Raw genomic sequence first — 19,071 nt, forward strand, 5'->3', positions numbered from 1 at the left:
GAAGTTAGATTATGAGGCTTTCGGGTGTCTAGTAAAGTCTGGGAAGTCCAGATGAGCTAAAGTTACGAACCCGCTTTACTAACATGCAATTGCATATTTAATGCTTTTAGCACTTTAAGAATTGTCGCAAAGCTGGGGTTTCCTTCGCCGGATAACGCTTTATAAAGGCTCTCGCGGCCGAGGTCACAATCTTTGGCTAACTGGGTCATGCCTCTGGCTTTAGCAACATTGCCTAATGCTTTGGTGATAAACGCTGCATCATCGCCAGCTTCTTCAAAACAAGCATCTAGATAGAGAGCAATATCCTCTTCAGATTTTAAATGCTCGGCGGAATCCCATTTGCGTAGTTTTGATGTGGCCATATTACAACCCCAATTCATTTGCCAAGGCGATAGCAGTTTTAATATCTTTGGGTTGTGTGGATTTGTCGCCACCAACCAGTAGCACAACAATCTCTATTCCAGAGCGTTTGAAATAAACCCTGTAACCCGCGCCGTAATGGATGCGCAGTTCAGAAACTCCGCTACCCACAGGTTGGCAATCACCAAAATTGCCATCTTCCATTCGGTCGATTCTGACCTGAACCAGGCTTTTAGCTTTGCGATCTCGAAGGTTGTTAAACCAGGAATCGAATTGTTCTGTGGTGAGAATGCTATACATGCTGAGTGTATCCCATAGTATACATAAATCAATCCTTGATTAAGCAATGGTGCGGATGGTACTTGAAGAATAAGCGGAGGTTATTTGCGGATTTTGCCGCTGCGGGGGCAGGTTAGTGGAAGAGTTTTTTACTGTCAAAAAGCGAAAACTGTCCTTTGTCCTGAAACAAAGGACATAGGTAACGATGGAATATAGTTGTCTCAACACTGTTGAGACAACTATCGTGAACCAATAATAAAATCTCACAGGGTAGGCACGCTGCTGTGTGCTCTGACGATATAATGCCACCCTCCATATCCCCAAACCCAACAACAAAAATAACCAGTGAGCCCCATGCAAAAATCCAACACCCCGTTCCGCGTACTTTTTGCCAGCCTGATCGGCACCACTATCGAATTTTTCGATTTTTACATTTATGCCACCGCCGCCGTGCTGGTATTCCCCACATTATTTTTCCCGTCGGGCGATGCAACGACAGCGACGTTGCAGTCGTTAGCTACATTTGCATTGGCATTTTTTGCGCGGCCAATTGGTTCTGCGTTGTTTGGGCATTATGGCGATCGGATCGGGCGTAAAGCGACCCTGGTGGCGGCCTTGATGACGATGGGCGTATCGACGGTGTGTATCGGTTTATTGCCTACCTATGAATCCATTGGCATTGTGGCGACAATTCTATTGTGCTTGTGTCGTTTTGGCCAAGGTATAGGGTTGGGGGGCGAATGGGGCGGGGCGGTGTTGTTGGCGATTGAGAATGCGCCGGAGAAAAAACGGGCGTGGTACGGCATGTTTCCGCAATTGGGGGCACCTATCGGGTTTTTCTTTTCGACTGGTGTGTTTTTATTGTTAACGCACAATTTAAGTGAGGCGGATTTTTTCAGTTGGGGCTGGCGAATTCCGTTTGTGGCGAGTGCGTTGCTGGTGATTGTTGGTTTGTATGTGCGCTTGAGTCTGGAGGAAACCCCTGCATTCAAAGAGGCAATTAAAACAGAAAAGCGTGTAGCTGTTCCGATGTTGACCGTGTTCACGCAACACACGCGCGTTATGTTTCTGGGCGCATTTCTGGCGATAGCAGCGTTCGTTGTGTTTTATCTCACCACAGTGTTTTCATTGGGTTGGGGAACCAGCAAATTGGGTTATACGCGCGAGGATTTTTTAATACTGCAATTGTATGCAGTATTTGCGCTGATGTTGATGATCTGCGTATCCGCACTGGTTGCCGATAGGATTGGTCGGCGTGCGATGATGATAATTTCAGGTGTTGCAGTCTTTTTGTTTGGTTTGGGTTTTTCATCGTTATTAAATTCCGGTTCAGATCTCGGAGTGGTAATTGCACTATCGATAGGCTTTGGCGTTATGGGGTTAACCTATGGCCCCCTCGGCACTGCACTCGCGGAAATTTATCCTACCGAAGTACGTTATACCGGCGCATCGCTCAGTTTTAATTTGGCGGGAATTATTGGTGCGTCCTTAACGCCTGCGATTGCGAGTTGGTTGGCTACCCATTATGGTTTGTCGTTTGTTGGTTATTATATTGCGGTTGCCGGAATATTAACCTTGCTCGCTGCGTTTGCCTTGTCAAAAGCATTGGCAAAATAAGATGTTTCAGTGGTAACAAGGTTCTGGTTATATGCCGTAATTGCTCGCCTGATTTTTTTCGTTAACCTCGCTTTACAGGTTTTATCCAATGCGGCGATGGGATCCGGTGGCGGGTTCTGCACAAAATCAATTTACACCTACAGATCCAGAAATAGGATAAACGATTATGGAAAAGTTCGAGGCGCGGCAGTTTACCGCCCGTTACAATAAAATAATGTTCTATACGTTTTTTGCCGTCCTGCTGGTTTCGGGATTGCTTATTGCCATTCAAACAATCAGTGAAGAAAAGCACGAAAAAAGCCAATTGATTGAACAGTTCAAAACAGAATCGGTAGCAATCGATAATTTGCTGGTTCGCGTTACTGTGCTGTTGGATATGATGCAAACCAATGCCCAGGATTTTTTTAAGGATCCACGCATTTCTTCCAGTAGCTATCTGAAAAGCCTCTCCGTGACCGGCACCGGTGAATATGGATTGGATAATATTCCCTCACCTTATTTGGCAGAAGATACAGGTAATTTAACGGGTGAAGGGGGTATAGCAACGTTTAACAAGGATTTGAAAAACGATGGTGCAATCGCATTCGATAATGATTTGAAAAACGAAATCGAAATGGCGTTTGCCCTGAACAGTTCTTTTAAATCAACGAGCGATAGCGTGCCCAATGCAGCCTGGGTTTATTACACATCGAAAAATAAATTTATTAATATTTATCCCTGGGTACCTTCCTCTGAATTTAAATTTAGCGATAAGTTGTATAAAAAAGAATTTTATACCCTGGGTGTTCCTGAGGCCAATCCGGATAGAAATATTTTCTGGACTTCGGTTTATCTGGATGAGGCAGGTAAAGGCACCATGGTAACTGCTGCAAAACCGGTTTATCGCCACAATGAATTCCTGGGAACTGTTGCAATTGATTTTACCTTGGAAGAGCTCGGCAATTACGTCAAGGAATTCAGGCCCGGGATAGGGGAGATGTCGATTGTAAATTCCGCAGGCCAATTGTTGGCACACACCAATATCAAACTGACGGACACTTCTACGTTTAAAAATGCGCTACCAGAAGGCATTAATGCTGGCGATATTAATACCTCATGTCAGAATTTGAACCTGTTGCAACTGAACCAGGGCTATCAATACATTTGTTACCAGTTAAAAAATGCGCCCTGGCAGGTTATTTACATTGAGAAAAAGCAACCTTTTATTGCGCGTATTTTTTCTTCAATCGGAATTGTTTTTATCGTTCTGCTAGCGTCGTTGGGTATCTTGTTATACGTGATCAAGAAGATCACCTTTCGCGAATTTATTTATCCGGCGGCATCGCTGGTGCGCCATATATCAAAGCAAGGCACAGATAAAAATGCGCCCAATCGTTTGATTCCGGTAGCCTGGAAGCCCTGGTTTTATAAAATCAGTGACACATTCCAGCAGAACCGAAACCTTATTAATGAAATTAAACAAAAAAACACCGAATTAACTGATCTCAATATCGCGCTTGAGCGTTACATGCCGAAATTTATTTTAGTAGTGAGCCTGGAGTCTGGTTCAGGCGCTACTACTATTGGTAGTTATTTTGCCGGTAGCCTTGCGAAAGGTCGCAACGATAAAAAAACGGTTTATATGGAGTATCCTGCTAATAAACAAACAAGTGGCCGTTTTGGCTATGACGAACAGGATACTGTGTATAAGCATGCAAATGGTTTTGATATCTGGAATGATTTTGATCTTGGTGACGTACCGGAAGAAGTGGAGTCCTCATTGTTGATGACCCAGATACTCAACCAGTACGCCAATATTGTCATGCACACATCGATTAAAGGTGATGTTGATCGTTTTATTGATGTTCACCTTGAGCCGTTATTCCGTTACACAAAAGCCATTGTGGTGATGGTGCCCAATAGCGACACAACCGGAGAGAAAACGGCGACGGTAGTCAAAAGTATCCAGCGTCATGTACGTCAGGACCAAACTACTTTGTACAAGCTGTTAAAACGGGTAAGTGACAATACCAGCATGAATGCAAAAGTGGATTTTGATATTCCCTATATTGCAGATTTGCCAGCGATCGGTAACGCAGAATTTACTATTCCCGAGCCTGCGTCAAAAGTAATCAACGAAATTGTTGAACGCATAGAGCGTGTGCATCAAGTGTGTATATTTATTCCCACCACTATTAATATTGATCAGCCTTTTGATTCTACTTTGTATGTAAATAGGACGATGGTGTTCCTCGGTGAAAAATTTGGTGGGGCTACTTCCTCGCAAGCAAAGGGAGTGTGGAATAGCGATAGTTCTGGCATCGTTAATGAAGTGGTCCATTTAGTGGTTTCGTATACAACGGAAGATGACCTCAATAAATTCGCTAATGAAGTGATTGAATATATCAAAGTATTAAAAACGGAACTTCAGCAAGATGCCATGGCGCTTGAAATCAACAAAAAAATGATATTGGTGTAAATATGCGGACTCATTACCCATTCATCGTGAAAGTAATTTTTGGTGCGCTTATGTTTATTCTGGCCTTGGGGGCGAAGGCGGAGGAAGTTAAATACGAAGGGAAAAACCGTATTGAAATTCCGGTCGGGGTTTACATTACCTCTTTGTATGCGCTAGATATTCCGGATAAAAAATTTACAGTGTCTGCGTGGATCTGGTCGACTTATGATCCCGCATTGTTGCCGGAAGATTATAAGTTTTATAACAAAATTGAAATTACCAATGCGCGTAGTTGGTCCATTATTGATACGGAGAATTTCACGCTCGAAAATGATGATGGCACCATCCATACCATGACCAAATTTGTGGCTGAAATTAATCAGGATTGGGACATCAAACACTTTCCATTTGATAAACAGGATGTAACGATCAATATCGAGAGTGTTGAGCTGGATTCAGCGAAAATAAAATTTATCCCCGATATGGAAAACAGCCTGGTCAGCGATGACCTGACATTATCCGGCTGGAGTATATTGCCACTTAACATCCGCAGTTTCGATTACAAATACCCGACCAATTTTGGAATACAAAGTGGTGCAAAAGGCGTGTATCCCAGGATGTCTATTGTGCTTCCTATTGAGCGCCATGGTAACCGGATTTTCTGGACTTACTTTTTGGGTTTCTTTGTGGCTTATGTGATTATTTCATTGTTATATTTCTTTAACGAAACCATGTTTGAAAGTCGGGTGGGATTAATAATGTCTGCACTATTTGCTTGCGTGGGCAACAAATATACAGTGGATTTATTATTGCCTTCTACTGATGTATTTACCTTGTCCGACCTGGTGCAGGTAGCCTCATTTATCATCGTCGGCATTGGTTTGCTAAGTAGTGTGATGGTTGTGCTCCTGACGAAAAAGGGGGCGCAACAAGTCGCTTATAAAATAGACCTCGTCATAACCTGGGCCGTTATTATTGGTTACCCGGCGGCTATTTATTATGGGGTGTTGATGGCTCCCCAATAGAACATTATCCAGTCGGTTACATGAAGAATTGAAGCGAGGGCGTTAACGCCCTCGCAGTTACAACTTATGCGGCTTTGCTTTGATCGGATTGATGTTGGATCAAATTCCCGTTGCTATTAATTGCGATACTCTTCGGCTTCATTGCTTCGGGGATTTCCTTCACCAAACTGATAGTGAGTAAGCCATTATTGAGCTGGGCACCAGTGACTTCCACGTGATCGGCCAAACTGAATTTGCGCTCAAATGCACGTGTAGCGATGCCCTGATGCAGATATCTACGCTCCTTGCCCTCGTCCGTTTTTTTACCACGAACAGTTAATACTCCACGCTCTGTCTGGATATCCAACTCATTTTCCTCAAAGCCGGCGACTGCCAAGGTAATGCCATAGCGATTTTCTCCCGTTGCTTCGATGTTGTAAGGTGGATAGCCAGCAGAAGCCTGGTCGGCACGGAGTGCAGTATCCAGTAGCGCACCCAAACGGTCAAAACCGATGGTGCTGCGATAGAGGGGTGACAAATCAATTGTGTTCATAAAATATCCTCCTAAAAGAAGCGATAAAAATTAATAACAATTAATGAAGTGACGGCTCTTGGGGTAGACACCTGTCACGTGATCTAAATTAGTGGCAGGGTCATGATTTTCAAGGAGATGCAAATAAAAAATTTATATCAATTTTTTATTTTGTTGAAGCATTTTATAAAATTCAGTTTTAAGTTTTGGCTGGTGATGATGGAGTACGGAATGAAATTTCGCAGATTTGCAAACGTTTAGCCTGGCTTAAAAAGACAGCACACCGACCATCACAAAAAGCATCCAGGAAACGACAAGCAGTACCCAGGGCAGCGGTGATTGTTTGTGGAAAACTTTAATTTCCTCGCTTTCCTCCGCTATTTTTTGCTGCGTTAATTGACTGGCTAGCTGCTTGACTTTTTTGGTGCGTTTGTCCAAATCCCGCGTTTTTTCACTTTGTTGACGCAAAAACATTTCCATGCCGCGCTGGATTCCGTTAGCGATGGCTTTGGTTTCAGTGGGAGTTTGGCCTTCTGTTTTTATGCTGTTGGCGATTTTTGCGGCTTCGGCGCGAATATCCCGAGCGTCTTTTTTCTGCTTGTTCTTGGCAAGTGACGGTGCTGTTGTCGGCTGCGTCATAATCATGGTCCTGGTTGACTTTGCAGGCATTCTATCAAAGGAACCTGTTTCCTCCTATATTTCCTTGTTGCTCCTGTGTAACCCTGTTTGTGTTTATAAAACGGATGTTTTTTTATTAATAAATTATGAAGTGTAAACGCGAATGTTTTGGCTAATTCAGCCTGGTAATGGTGCGTGGTAAACAATCTGGTTTTGTGAAAAATTTAAAGGAATTTATTAAAAGAATTTTAACAATAGGCCTGGTGTTTATAGCATTCATTTTTTAACGCTCAACGAATTTTATACGGGTTTTTGGTAAATATTTTTTGGATGCGTATCTAACAGCGGTTATGTAATTGGTATTACATGCAACATAAAGTTGTTTTTGTAGTGAATTGACGGCTTAAGCCTGCAATCAAATGTGTAAAACACTGGCACAATAGGTTGCTGATTATTCAGCATTGCATGATTAATCTTAAAGGAGTTAACTATTTTCTTATTCCAGATTGAAAAAAATCTGAATAAAAAGTTCTAAGGATTGCTGGTCAGAATTTGGTAATAATTATTTAATTAGCTTTTATTCAGTCGATTGGATTTTCCAATCTTTTTCAGTTGGTGTTTTCATGCTTCAGTTAGTCAAGCTCGCCCTTAAGCGGCCATATACTTGCGCAGTATTGGCAATATTTTTATTAATTGTAGGAACGCTTTCAGCGCTGCGCATGCCGACGGATATTTTTCCTAATATCCGTATTCCCGTGGTGTCTGTCGCGTGGCAGTACACTGGTATGCCAGCAGATCAAATGTCGGGGCGTATCACTACTACTTTCCAGCGCATCCTTACTACTACTGTCAATGATATTGAACATATCGAAGCGACGTCCTATGCAGGTTATGGAATTATCAAAATTTTCTTCCAGCCCGGTGTGGATGTTGCCATGGCGAATGCGCAGGTTACAGCAGTTGCACAAACCATGTTGCGGCAGTTGCCGGTGGGCACTGTGCCGCCGTTTATTTTGAATTACGACGCATCCACTGTGCCTATTTTGCAAATTGCATTGTCAGGGCAGGGATTGTCCGAACAGGAATTGGGTGACCTGGGTTTTAACACTTTGCGCGGTCGCCTTGTAACAGTCCCGGGCGCATCTGTTCCCTGGCCCTACGGTGGAAAAAATCGCCAGATTCAAATCGATTTAAATCCCGAGGCAATACAAGCGCGTGGCTTGTCATCGATTGATGTGGCCAATGCATTAGCTGCACAAAATTTAATTACGCCGGTGGGGACACAAAAAATTGGTGATCGCGAATACACACTGCAATTAAATAATGCCGCTGTCACGATTGATGACCTCGCCAACTTGCCGGTAAAAGTTGTGGATGGTGCGACTGTGTATATCCGCGATGTTGCTACAGTGCGCGACGGCAACCCACCGCAAACAAACATTGTGCATGTGGATGGTACTAAATCGGTGTTGATGTCGGTGCTTAAAATAGGCACCACATCTACATTGGATATTGTTTCCGGGGTAAGGGCCAAACTTGAAGAAATTAAACCCGCGTTGCCCCCAAATTTACAAACGGTTCCTATTAATGACCAATCTGTTTTTGTGCGTGCTGCAGTAAAAGGTGTTGCAATTGAGGGTGTCATTGCCGCGGTATTAACCAGCTTGATGATCTTGTTGTTCCTGGGAAGCTGGCGCTCCACCACGATTATCGCAACGTCTATTCCATTATCTATTTTGGGAGCGATTGCGGCGCTCTATGCATTCGGTGAAACGCTTAACATTATGACGCTGGGTGGCTTGGCATTGGCGGTAGGTATTCTTGTGGATGACGCAACGGTAACAATCGAAAATATTAATTGGCACCTTGAGCAAGGCAAAGGAGTGGAGGAATCCATTCTTGATGGTGCTGCGCAAATTGTAACGCCGGCATTTGTGTCATTGTTGTGTATTTGTATTGTGTTTGTGCCGATGTTTTTCCTTGAAGGCGTGCCGCGCTTTCTGTTTGTTCCTATGGCGGAAGCGGTGATTTTTGCAATGATCACTTCGTTTATTTTATCGCGTACACTGGTACCGGCCATGGCGAATTATTTATTGAAAACCCATGCATCGCATTTGGACGAGCAAGGCAACGCTCGGCCTTCAGCCAATTCACTGGTGCAATTCCAGCGGCAATTTGAATCAGGGTTTGAGCATTTCAGGCACAGTTATCGCAACATCCTGGAGGCTGCCATTGTTCATCGCAAGGGTTTTGTCACCGTGTTTATGGTGTTTGTGGTTTTATCCTTTGCGCTGATTCCTGCATTGGGGCGAAATTTTTTCCCGGCAGTGGACGGTGGCCAAATCATGATGAAGGTGCGTTTGCCGGTTGGAACGCGGCTGGAAGATTCAGCCATAAAATTTGCTGAAATCCAGGAATCCATTCGTCGCATTATTCCGGCAGAAGAAATTGTGACTATGGTTGATAACATCGGCATGCCAAACAGTTCGATCAGTTTAACGTTTAGCAATACTGGTGTTATCGGTCCACAAGATGGTGATATTCAAATTGCATTATCAAAAGGGCACCAGCCAACAGCGCATCACATCAAACGTTTACGCGAAGTATTACCGAAAGAATTTCCCGGTGCGACCTTCAGTTTTCCTCCATCGGATATTGTCAGCCAGATTTTAAATTTCGGTTCGCCTGCGCCAATTGATATCCAGGTTCGCGGCAATAATCTGGATGGGAATTTTGATTACGCAACCGCGTTGCTAAAACGCATTCGCGAAGTGCCCGGTGTAGCGGATGCGCGCATCCAGCAAACACGTCAGGCGCCGGTATTGAAGGTGGATGTTGATCGCACCCGCGCACAGGAAATGGGACTCACGATTCGCGACGTTACCAATAATATGGTGGTGAACCTGAGTGGTAGCAGCCAGGCGGCGCCGACATTCTGGCTTAATCCGGCGAACAATGTTTCCTATCCCATCGTAATGCAAACACCGCAATATTTGCTGGATTCGTTGCCTGCGCTGGAAAACCTGCCGATTAATAGCACTACCAGTGATGGCAGTATGCAATTGGGTGGCCTTGCGACTATTGGCCGTGGCATCGCGCCCGGTGTTATCAGCCAATACGATATTCAAACGATGGTACAGCTGCACATGACTACGCAAGATCGCGATCTGGGTGCAGTCGCAGCAGATATTCGCAAAGTATTAAAAGAAACAGAGGCGAGCGTACCAAAAGGATCAAGTGTGCATTTGCTCGGGCAAATATCCACCATGGAAAAATCGTTTAGCGGTTTATTATTCGGGTTGCTCGGTGCAATCGTACTGATTTATTTGTTGCTGGTTATTAATTTCCAATCGTGGAGTGATCCATTTGTTGTAATCAGTGCATTACCGGCAGCGATTGCGGGAATCATCTGGATCTTGTTCGTCACCTTTACGCCACTGTCAGTGCCGGCGTTAACGGGTGCAATTATGTGTATGGGTGTTGCGACAGCGAACAGTGTATTGGTCATCACCTTTGCGCGCGCAAAATTTGCGGAATTGCAGGATGCAGCAGCGGCAGCGATTGAAGCCGGTTATATGCGTTTTCGTCCGGTATTAATGACGGCGTTGGCGATGATAATTGGTATGGCGCCGATGGCATTTGGCCTGGGGGAAGGCGGCGAGCAAAATGCGCCGCTGGGTCGTGCTGTTATTGGCGGTTTATTATTTGCAACGGTAACCACCCTGGTTTTTGTGCCTGTGGTATTCAGTATTATTCATGCTCGTCAGCGCGACGAGCAACCTGTGTTAAGTGGAGAAGTTCATGCCTGATTCAACTCATTCACCATTGCCAACCAAACCGGAATCCAGCCGTGCATTGCGCACCAGTGGAATTTTGGTTGGTGTTGTTTCGGTATCACTTGTTGCGATTGGTTTATCCATGCGCGCATACAGCAGCAAGGATTTAAATGAATGGACTGCAGAGCAAGCCATTACAACTGTCGCTATTGTGTCGCCAGTTAAAAGTGATGGCAGCCGTGTGCTGGAATTGCCCGGGCGTTTTGAAGCCTTTGCAACCGCACCGATTTACGCACGGGTTCCCGGCTATTTAAAAAACTGGCAAGTGGACATCGGTTCGCAAGTAAAAGCGGGGCAGGTTCTTGGCGAAATTGAAACGCCGGATCTCGATCAGCAATTACTGGAGGCGCGCGCGGATATGGAAAGCGCAAAAGCCAATATGGCGCTTTCGGAATCCACATTGAAACGCACCCAGTCATTGCTGTCGAGTAAAGTGATTTCGCAACAGGAATATGAAAATCGCGCGAGTGATTTTGAAACGAAACAAGCGCAATACCAATCCACCAAAGCCAACTTTGAACGCTTGCAAGTCAACAAAAATTTTGCGCGTATTACTGCGCCCTTTAGCGGGATAGTGACTGAACGCAATACCGATATTGGTGCATTAATTAATATTGGCAGTAGCGCCAGCCCGCCATTGTTCACCATTTCTGATGCAAGCAAGCTTCGCTTGTATGTGAACGTACCGCAAAATTATTCATCCATTATCAAAAACGGCGCAGAGGCTAAAGTGACCGTGCCCGAACACCAAGGTAAAACCTATAAAGCGACGGTTGCGGCATCATCCGGTGCGATTGATGCGGGAACCAGCACTGCACGTTTGCAGTTAACGCTGGATAATGCATCGGGCGAACTTTTACCGGGTAGTTATGCGCGTGTCAGTTTTGCGGTGCAAAGTGCGGCGGAAACATTGAGTATCCCGGCGAGCGCATTAATTTTTAATGCGGCGGGTTTGCAAGTGGCCACGGTGGGAACGGACAGTAAAGTTACCCTGAAACCTATCAGCATCACACGTGATTTGGGTAAATCATTGGAGATCAGTGGTTTGCTCGCCCAGGACAAGGTCATTGATAATCCGCCCGATGGTATTAGCAATGGTGAAGCAGTAAACGTTAAGGTACCGAAAGAGCAAAGTTAGAATTCGCAGTAATTCGCGGGCAGTGATTTACGCGCAGTCATGAATAGCACAACGGGTTTGCTGGCATCCAGAAAAAGGAAATGCAGCAAACCCGTTCTTTTTTACCCGTTTTTGCAAATCAGTTCCTTCAAATAAAAATCGCCATTTCTGTGCGGATTTTTTCCATATCTCCATTAATCACATGTTGCATGTTGCTGCTATCTTTACCGGTTTGCAGTATCCATGCGGGCCTTTCACTGTTTTCCCTGACTCATCTACTGCGACCATGATCGCGATACAGAAGGTTGTTCATAGATACCTCATTGTTTGCATACCAGGACCTGGTTCAGGGGATAGAAGAGGGGCGGGTAGACACTATTCACAGGACCATGGCATTGGGGAAAGGAAAGATTGGGAAATGACGCCCAAGGCATATATAGTTCGGGCTGTATACTTAGCCGCCATAACGAAGGGAGCTAACAATGAACAATAATGAAAAAATGCTTAAAGCCGTTATCGATAGCCTGGATTATTTTGTCGTTATTTTAAATCAGGATGCAACGCTCGCTGCTGTGAACAATAGTGCATCGACTATTTTTATTAATAACGCCGGTTGTATTGGCAATCCGGTGTGGGAGCTTGGTTTATGGGCCAATATGCCAGCGGCTGAAAAGGTCTGGAGCGAATCCTGCAAAATAGCCTGGCAGGGTACGCGTGTTAAATTTATCGAAACAATCAAGCCTTCGAATGGTGATCAAACATCAATGCATTTTAGTGTGGCTCCGATCAAAAATGATTCGGGTGAGGTTATTTTTTTAATCGTAGAAGGCAAAGCAGATACTGCTTTGCCTCCAGCGTTTGCTAAAGGTAATAGCACTAGCCATGCTGCGCATTTTCCAGGCTATATCTCCACGATTATTAAATCTGCTGCTGCCGAAAACGATATAAAAACCCGGAATGATGTTGCGTCAGCATTGGTAGGCGTGTTCAAGGCAGACCAGCAATTTAATAATTGGTTGCTCGACAGCGAAAATCGTTTTCGTTTGATGGTGGAAAGCATTGAAGATTATGCAATGTTCATGGTTGATCTTGATGGTTTTATCACCAGTTGGAACCGCGGTGCAGAGCGCCTAACCGGGTATGCAGATGTAGAAGCCATAGGGCGTCATTTTTCAATGCTTTATCCTAAAGAGGAGCTTGATAGGGAGCATGCCATCCATGAATTAATGATGGCAGAAAAACATGGCCGGTACGAAGAAGAAGGAGTCCGCGTCCGCAAAAATGGTACTCATTACCATGCCCAGATTATTGTATGGCGAATTGATAATAGCGAAGGAAATACCGTTGGTTATGCCAAAATAACTCGCGATGTGAGTGCGTTGAAAGAAGCGCAAAAGCGCGAAGCGTTATTGTTTGAAAGCGAAAACCGCTTTCGGTTGATGGTGGAAAGCATTGATGATTACGCCATGTTTATGGTGGATACCAAAGGCATCATTATCAGTTGGAACCGGGGCGCCGAACGTTTAACCGGTTACTCTGAAAATGAAGTGCTTGGCCATCCTTTTTCTATTCTCTATCCAAAAAATGAATTATCAGAGGAGCATACGATTTATGAATTAACCATGGCCCGCACCAAGGGGCATTATGAAGAAGAAGGGATACGGGTAAGGAAGGATGGCTCGGTTTATCACGCGCAAATTATTATATGGCCAGTGGAAGACAAGTCGGGTGAAATTGTCAGTTTCGCTAAAATAACGCGCGATATTACCAAGCGTAAAATGGCTGAGCGCGCGTTAAAAGACAGCGAAGCAAAATTCAGAATTATGACCGATGCTATGCCGCAGATGGTGTGGTCTGCATTGCCTGATGGCCGGCAGGATTATATTAACCAGCAATGGTTCCACTTTACCGGTTCCGGCAGTACAACAGATACCAACAAAAGCTGGCTTGATCTTGTTCATGCGGATGATAAAAACCAGGTAAGCAGTACCTGGCATTATAGCCTCACCAGTGGTGATAATTTTGAGGCGCAATTTCGCTTGTATCATACGTCAGGGGTTTATCGCTGGGCATTGGGGCGTGCACTTCCGGTAAAAAACGAGCAAGGAAAAATTACCCGCTGGATGGGAACGCTGACAGATATTCATGAACAAAAACGCGCAGAAACAGCACTGTATGAATCTGCGCGGCGCAAGGACGAATATCTGGCGATGCTTGCCCATGAACTGCGTAATCCACTCGCGCCAATTCGCAATAGCACTGCGTTGCTGCGTCGCCTCACTACAACAGACAGTACCATTATTGGTGGCCTTGACGTGATTGATCGCCAGGTCGTCCATATGACACGATTGATCGATGATTTGCTGGACGTCGCGCGAATTTCGCGCGGGAAAATAGAATTGCGTCGGGAAACATTTGAGTTGGGGGAATTAATCCAGCACACCGCGAGTGACTTTAATTCCGATTATGAAGACAAAAAAATAACGTTGCATGTAGTGAAAGCTGCGCATCCAATCTGGGTATTTGCAGATCGTACACGTATCGCACAAGCAATCGGCAATTTATTGCATAACGCGTTGAAATTTACTGAAGCACCGGGTGAGGTTTCTGTTTCTTTAACTGAAGAATTTCAAGATGGCAAAGCATTTGGCAGTGTGAAAGTTAAAGATACCGGCATCGGTATTGATCCAACATTACTGGATGAATTATTTGAACCTTTTGTGCAGGGTAACCAGGATCTGGCGCGCAGCAAGGGTGGCTTGGGCTTAGGTCTCGCATTAATTAAAGGCTTTGCCAATCTTCATGGGGGTAGGGTGTCGGTTAGCAGTGCCGGGCCAGGATATGGCTCCGAGTTTATTTTTCAGATACCACTGTCAACAGGTATTGTTATCGGGCAGCAACCAGCACCCACGGTATCCGCAACAACACCGTTAAATGTCGTTTTGATCGATGACAATCGCGATATGGTAGAAACCCTGGCAGCACTACTCTCAATGGATGGACATGCAATTAAATGTGCGTACGACGGAGAATCCGGATTGCAATTAATCAAGCACGAAAAACCTGATCTGGTTTTATGTGATATCGGTTTGCCGGGTGGGCGCGATGGCTATGCGGTTGCGCGCGCTGTGCGTGAAGATGTTGCACTCAATAAAACATTTATGGTTGCTTTATCCGGATATGGGCAAGAAAAAGATAAAAAGTTAGCGTTCGAATGCGGGTTTGATGATCATCTGTTGAAACCAGTGGATTTTAATGGCCTAACTGCAATGATCAATGCGGCGGAACGCTTCAGCCGTCGCCAATGATAATGTTACTGCCGAGCCCCCGGGGCTAATCAGTTGTAGATAGTGCCAGGGGCTTTTCCAGTTGATTAATTAATTGCGAATCACTTCAATTAATGCAGCAGCCTCTTTATCGCCCAGGCCTGCGTTGTCTGCACGTTTAAATAAATCAGCAATAAAGGCCGGAATCTCGGTATTGATATTGGCGTCAACGGACGATTGCAAAATTCTTTCTGTAGCAACTACAGAGATGCGCATAGGGCTTTCGCTAATGGTGAAGTCACCAGATTGAATAACATTACCTTCGTGTTGGAAAAACTCACCAAAGCTCGGTGAAATTTCTTTTACAATTTTTCCAAATTGCGCCACATCAAGCCCTGCTACTTCTACCATGCGTGCACCATGGGTAAAGCCTGCCATTGCACCATAGACGTAGGAAAGTGTTGCGGCATCTACAGTTGCTGCTGCATCAATTTTCCCTCCCAGATAAATAATATTCCCCGCGAGGATTTTTAATAGATTTTCTGCTGCACGAAATATTTTTTCTTCACCGGATAGCAAAATCGGCGTGTCGCTCTGGCCCATTTGGCTTGGTGCGGCCTGAATTGCACCGTCCAGATAATTAATGCCATGCGCGTTAGCCCACAGGAGGGCGTTGCGTGCGTCTTCGGGATTGCCTGTGGTGAGTTGTATCAACGTGCGTTGTGCAAAATTTGATGATGCGTCGATATTTTGAAAAATTTCGGTTACAGCTGCATAATCAAATACACACATTACTGTAATCGGGCTTATTTTAAGTGCTTCATTAATATTTTTTGCAAATGTTGCGCCTTGTTTTATTAAGCTTTCAGCTTTTTTGGGGTTGCGGTTCCATAAAGTAACTTGCAAACCCTGGTTAATAAAAAGTTGTGCAATGGTTGTTCCCATAGTACCTAATCCAATTACTGTTACATCGCTCATAAAAAATTCTCCAAATCAGTTGATGTGCGATTAAAATACAAACCATCGTTACTCATCGTCAAGTACCTACTTTTTAGTAAGGTGCATACCAAAAGGTAAGAATTGGATGGCAGAAAAACCCTATAACTGCGGTATTGGCCCTGCATTTGAAGTGATTGGTGGAAAATGGAAAGCAGTCATTTTGTGGGAATTAAATAATCAAACGCGCCGCTTTGGTGAATTGAAACGTTTAGTTGTGGGAATTAGCGAAAAAATGCTGATTCAACAGCTGCGTGAACTAGAGGAAGATGGTTTGATCAGCCGGAAAATGTTTAATGAAATTCCCCCTCGGGTTGAATATTCAACTACATCGTTAGGCGACTCATTAAATATTGCTTTAGCGCCGCTAGCAGACTGGGGTGGTAACTATGCCAAACTACATGATAAAAAATAATGGCGTGTGGAGGTGCTGTGCATAGAAAAATTATCACGCGATAATTGCATTATTGTTTATACGCTTTCATTAACCCCTGCGTAGAAAATTAGGTGTCGTTGCTTTCACAAAGCCAGGAAAGGCCGTTATATAAAGCCGAATGCTCTTGCTGTATAAGCTGTATAGAAAAATACGGAATAAAACAATTATTTGGTAAGTTTTTATAGAACTTATTTTTGTTTGAGGGGCTCTATATGGAAAGTGAAAAAAGTGAGGATTTAGCGATGCAAATTACAACGGTCCAATTACCTGATTTATTTACCCAGCTGGGTCTGCCATGTAGTGATCTGGCGATTGCTCGTTTTGTCAAAGCACATCCTTTACCAGAGGGCGTTAAGCTCCCGGATGCAGCGTTCTGGACTGATTCGCAACGGCAATTCTTGCGCGAGAGCTGGCATCAAGATTCTGATTGGTGTGTTGCGGTTGATAAACTCGATGCGTTATTGCGTCATTGATGCAAGCGCATAATATTATTTATCGCGTGTGGCAAGGCTAACACCAGCAATCACAAAACCTGCGCCAAGAAGTTGAATTACGGTGATATGTTCATTCAATATCAATGCACCCAAAAATAATGTAATCACTGGGCCGATGCTGCCAAGCATGGCAGCTTTTCCACTGCCAATCAGGCTAATGCCTTTGTTCATTAAAAAGCTTGGAATTACTGTGCAGAAAAAAGCGAGTAACAGCGCAAGTACATAAACCGGGGTGGATTGCTGCAAATCGGTAATTTCGCCCAAGGAAAACCCATGTAACAAAACACCGGCGCAAGCAGCGAGCATTGCATAGGCCGTAAAACGACTGGAGCTTACTTTTTTGATCATGTCTCCAGCAAGCACAACAAATAATGCAAAGCATATTGTGCTTAATAAAACCAATCCTGCACCCAACAACGTAAAATTCCACTCGCTGGTTAAGCGCATATCCTGAATAAATACCAGCAACATTCCTGCGTAGGCAATTGCTAAAGCAATTTTTGCTTTTTTGCTAATCTGTTCTTTTTTCCAGAATGCGAGCATCAATAACACGAGTGTGGGATAGATATAGAGTATTAATCGTTCAAGGCCTGCAGAGATATACTGCAAACCCATAAAATCGAGCAGGCTGGACAAATAATAACTGAGTAAGCCCAACCCGATAATTTTCCAGCCATCTCCTTTTCGTAATGATGCTGGATTTAGTGTTTGGACCCAAATCGCAACCGCTGCATAAAAAGGTAATGCAAATAGCATGCGTAACATTAACAGTGGAACAGCACTTATGCCGTGCGTATAGGCAAGTTTAATAATTATGCCTTTGCATGCAAAGCAAAATGTACCAATGAACACACAGAGGATCCCGGCAACAGCTGGGGATTTAAAACTCGAATTGGTCATAACCGGAGGCACTGCAAAATAAAGTGCTTCACCCTATCAGGAATTCAGCTACACGCAAGCCTGGGAGCGGTAGACAATGAAACATCAATCGTAAATCTGCTTTTTCTTCCATTTTGCATTTTCTTCATCAAACTGTTTCCATTCCTTGTTATCGGCGGGTGATGAGTTAGCTGCGGTGGCTTGCCCTTCGTCGGGAGTGGTTGCTTTGGCGTTGCTGGCCTCGTCCAGCTTCTCCTGTAGTTTAGCGACGACTGAGTCGAGTTGGGCAATTTGTTTATCAAAAGTATGGCTGGCATTTTCCGCAGCCAGTGCTTTGCGGCCCAGTTGATAAAAGTGAATCGCTAATTTTACTTTGCCAACTTGTTGGGCTTGCCGCGCGTTAAACACATGACCATCCACCGTCATTTGCAGCAACATACGATTGATTTGGTCTGTGTAAGCGTCAGTTTGTACTTGATTGATTTGTTTGAGCGCAGATTGCTGCATTACAAACTTATAAAGTTCTTGCAGTAAGCCGTGGGCTTCTTTGATTTGTTGGGGATTATCCAGGCGTACTCGTGCTTGCTGGGTATTTTCCTTCAATGATGAGAGGAGATTGGTGTAGAGCGTTAGTTGTTCGGCATGGGTATGATCGTTTGGTTCCAGTTGAGTGAGTTGTTCGCAGGAGTCGATTAATGCGCGATAAAGCAGGCCAACAAGATCATTAGACAAGAAGCCAGCAGGAAAGCCGGTGGCAAGATCGCGAAATGAATTGCGGCGCGCACGCATTGCGGTGATAAGCCGTTGGCGCTGGATTCTGCGTTTCTCAATGGAATGCGAAAGAAATAAATAACCCGCGACAATAATGAGAACTAGAAATATGGCGGGTATAAGATAGGCGGACATGGTGTTTTATAAGCCTTTTCGATTAAACGACGAACAAATTGTTGCTTGAAGTATAGCACTGATAAAAATGGCGCCAGAATTTGTGTGCAAGATAAGGGTAGGGGGCGCTAAGTGCTTGTTTCCATTCCGATAAAAAAAGGATTAAAAGTGTTGACACTGACGGGATCGATCCCTAGAATGCGCCCCACTTCTGACGCAGACGTCAACTTGAAAAAGTTAACCATGTGTCAAAAGGTCCGGGGTCCCCTTCGTCTAGTGGCCTAGGACACCGCCCTTTCACGGCGGTAACAGGGG

At 44.5% G+C, this 19,071-nt stretch carries 15 protein-coding genes; 8 read left to right on the forward strand and 7 right to left on the reverse strand.

Going from position 1 to position 19,071, the window contains the following annotated elements; all coding sequences use genetic code 11:
- Positions 1-62: 62 nt before the first annotated feature.
- Both A596_RS05090 and A596_RS05095 read right to left on the reverse strand, forming a co-directional pair.
- Positions 63-362, reverse strand: a complete 300-nt coding sequence (locus tag A596_RS05090; RefSeq protein WP_039913088.1) for an addiction module antidote protein — start codon at positions 360-362, stop codon at positions 63-65.
- 1 nt (position 363) lies between these two features.
- Positions 364-660 carry a type II toxin-antitoxin system RelE/ParE family toxin gene (locus tag A596_RS05095; RefSeq protein WP_039913089.1) on the reverse strand — a complete coding sequence of 99 codons (297 nt, stop codon included), beginning with the start codon at positions 658-660 and terminating at the stop codon, positions 364-366.
- 333 nt (positions 661-993) lie between these two features.
- Between A596_RS05095 and A596_RS05100 the strand changes: the two genes are divergently transcribed.
- The 3 genes from A596_RS05100 to A596_RS05110 all read left to right on the forward strand — a co-directional run bounded on the left by A596_RS05100 (position 994) and on the right by A596_RS05110 (position 5,718).
- A complete protein-coding gene (locus tag A596_RS05100) occupies positions 994-2,256 on the forward strand; it encodes an MFS transporter (RefSeq protein ID WP_039913090.1) in 1,263 nt (420 codons plus the stop codon).
- 166 nt (positions 2,257-2,422) lie between these two features.
- Complete coding sequence (locus A596_RS05105; protein ID WP_039913091.1) at positions 2,423-4,714, forward strand: cache domain-containing protein; 2,292 nt, start codon at positions 2,423-2,425, stop codon at positions 4,712-4,714.
- Positions 4,715-4,764: 50 nt separating this feature from the next.
- Positions 4,765-5,718 (forward strand): ligand-gated ion channel, encoded by a 954-nt coding sequence (locus tag A596_RS05110; RefSeq protein WP_152600108.1) that lies wholly within the window; start codon positions 4,765-4,767, stop codon positions 5,716-5,718.
- A gap of 64 nt (positions 5,719-5,782) precedes the next feature.
- Here A596_RS05110 and A596_RS05115 read toward each other — a convergent pair whose 3' ends face one another.
- Both A596_RS05115 and A596_RS05120 read right to left on the reverse strand, forming a co-directional pair.
- Positions 5,783-6,250 (reverse strand): Hsp20 family protein, encoded by a 468-nt coding sequence (locus A596_RS05115; RefSeq protein ID WP_039913093.1) that lies wholly within the window; start codon positions 6,248-6,250, stop codon positions 5,783-5,785.
- A gap of 246 nt (positions 6,251-6,496) precedes the next feature.
- Positions 6,497-6,868: a DUF2956 domain-containing protein gene (locus tag A596_RS05120; RefSeq protein ID WP_039913094.1), complete on the reverse strand. Its 372-nt coding sequence runs from the start codon at positions 6,866-6,868 to the stop codon at positions 6,497-6,499.
- 602 nt (positions 6,869-7,470) lie between these two features.
- Here A596_RS05120 and A596_RS05125 point away from each other — a divergent pair.
- From A596_RS05125 to A596_RS21925, 3 genes are all read left to right on the forward strand, one after another.
- Entirely contained in the window at positions 7,471-10,656 is a 3,186-nt protein-coding gene (locus tag A596_RS05125) for an efflux RND transporter permease subunit (protein ID WP_039913095.1), read from the forward strand.
- Entirely contained in the window at positions 10,649-11,821 is a 1,173-nt protein-coding gene (locus A596_RS05130; RefSeq protein ID WP_039913096.1) for an efflux RND transporter periplasmic adaptor subunit, read from the forward strand. Before A596_RS05125 ends, A596_RS05130 begins: the two co-directional genes overlap by 8 nt.
- Before the next feature lie 461 nt (positions 11,822-12,282).
- The gene (locus A596_RS21925; RefSeq protein WP_052417247.1) at positions 12,283-15,108 is read left to right on the forward strand and encodes a PAS domain S-box protein; all 2,826 of its coding nucleotides are present in this window, start codon (positions 12,283-12,285) and stop codon (positions 15,106-15,108) included.
- Between the two features lie 69 nt (positions 15,109-15,177).
- Here the strand turns inward: A596_RS21925 and A596_RS05145 are convergent, their stop codons facing one another.
- Positions 15,178-16,044: an NAD(P)-dependent oxidoreductase gene (locus A596_RS05145; RefSeq protein ID WP_039913098.1), complete on the reverse strand. Its 867-nt coding sequence runs from the start codon at positions 16,042-16,044 to the stop codon at positions 15,178-15,180.
- Between the two features lie 106 nt (positions 16,045-16,150).
- On the opposite strand from A596_RS05145, the gene A596_RS05150 reads away from it, so the two are divergent.
- Positions 16,151-16,477: a winged helix-turn-helix transcriptional regulator gene (locus A596_RS05150; RefSeq protein WP_039913099.1), complete on the forward strand. Its 327-nt coding sequence runs from the start codon at positions 16,151-16,153 to the stop codon at positions 16,475-16,477.
- A gap of 233 nt (positions 16,478-16,710) precedes the next feature.
- Entirely contained in the window at positions 16,711-16,971 is a 261-nt protein-coding gene (locus A596_RS05155; protein WP_235425623.1) for a DUF2789 domain-containing protein, read from the forward strand.
- A 15-nt stretch (positions 16,972-16,986) separates the two neighbouring features.
- Here A596_RS05155 and A596_RS05160 read toward each other — a convergent pair whose 3' ends face one another.
- Both A596_RS05160 and A596_RS05165 read right to left on the reverse strand, forming a co-directional pair.
- Positions 16,987-17,892, reverse strand: coding sequence for a DMT family transporter (locus tag A596_RS05160; RefSeq protein ID WP_039913100.1), 906 nt, complete (start codon positions 17,890-17,892; stop codon positions 16,987-16,989).
- An 84-nt stretch (positions 17,893-17,976) separates the two neighbouring features.
- Positions 17,977-18,777 (reverse strand): hypothetical protein, encoded by an 801-nt coding sequence (locus A596_RS05165; protein ID WP_039913101.1) that lies wholly within the window; start codon positions 18,775-18,777, stop codon positions 17,977-17,979.
- Positions 18,778-19,071: the final 294 nt, after the last annotated feature.

The sequence above is a fragment of the Cellvibrio mixtus subsp. mixtus J3-8 genome (assembly GCF_000766945.1).
Classification (GTDB): Bacteria; Pseudomonadota; Gammaproteobacteria; order Pseudomonadales; family Cellvibrionaceae; genus Cellvibrio; species Cellvibrio mixtus_A.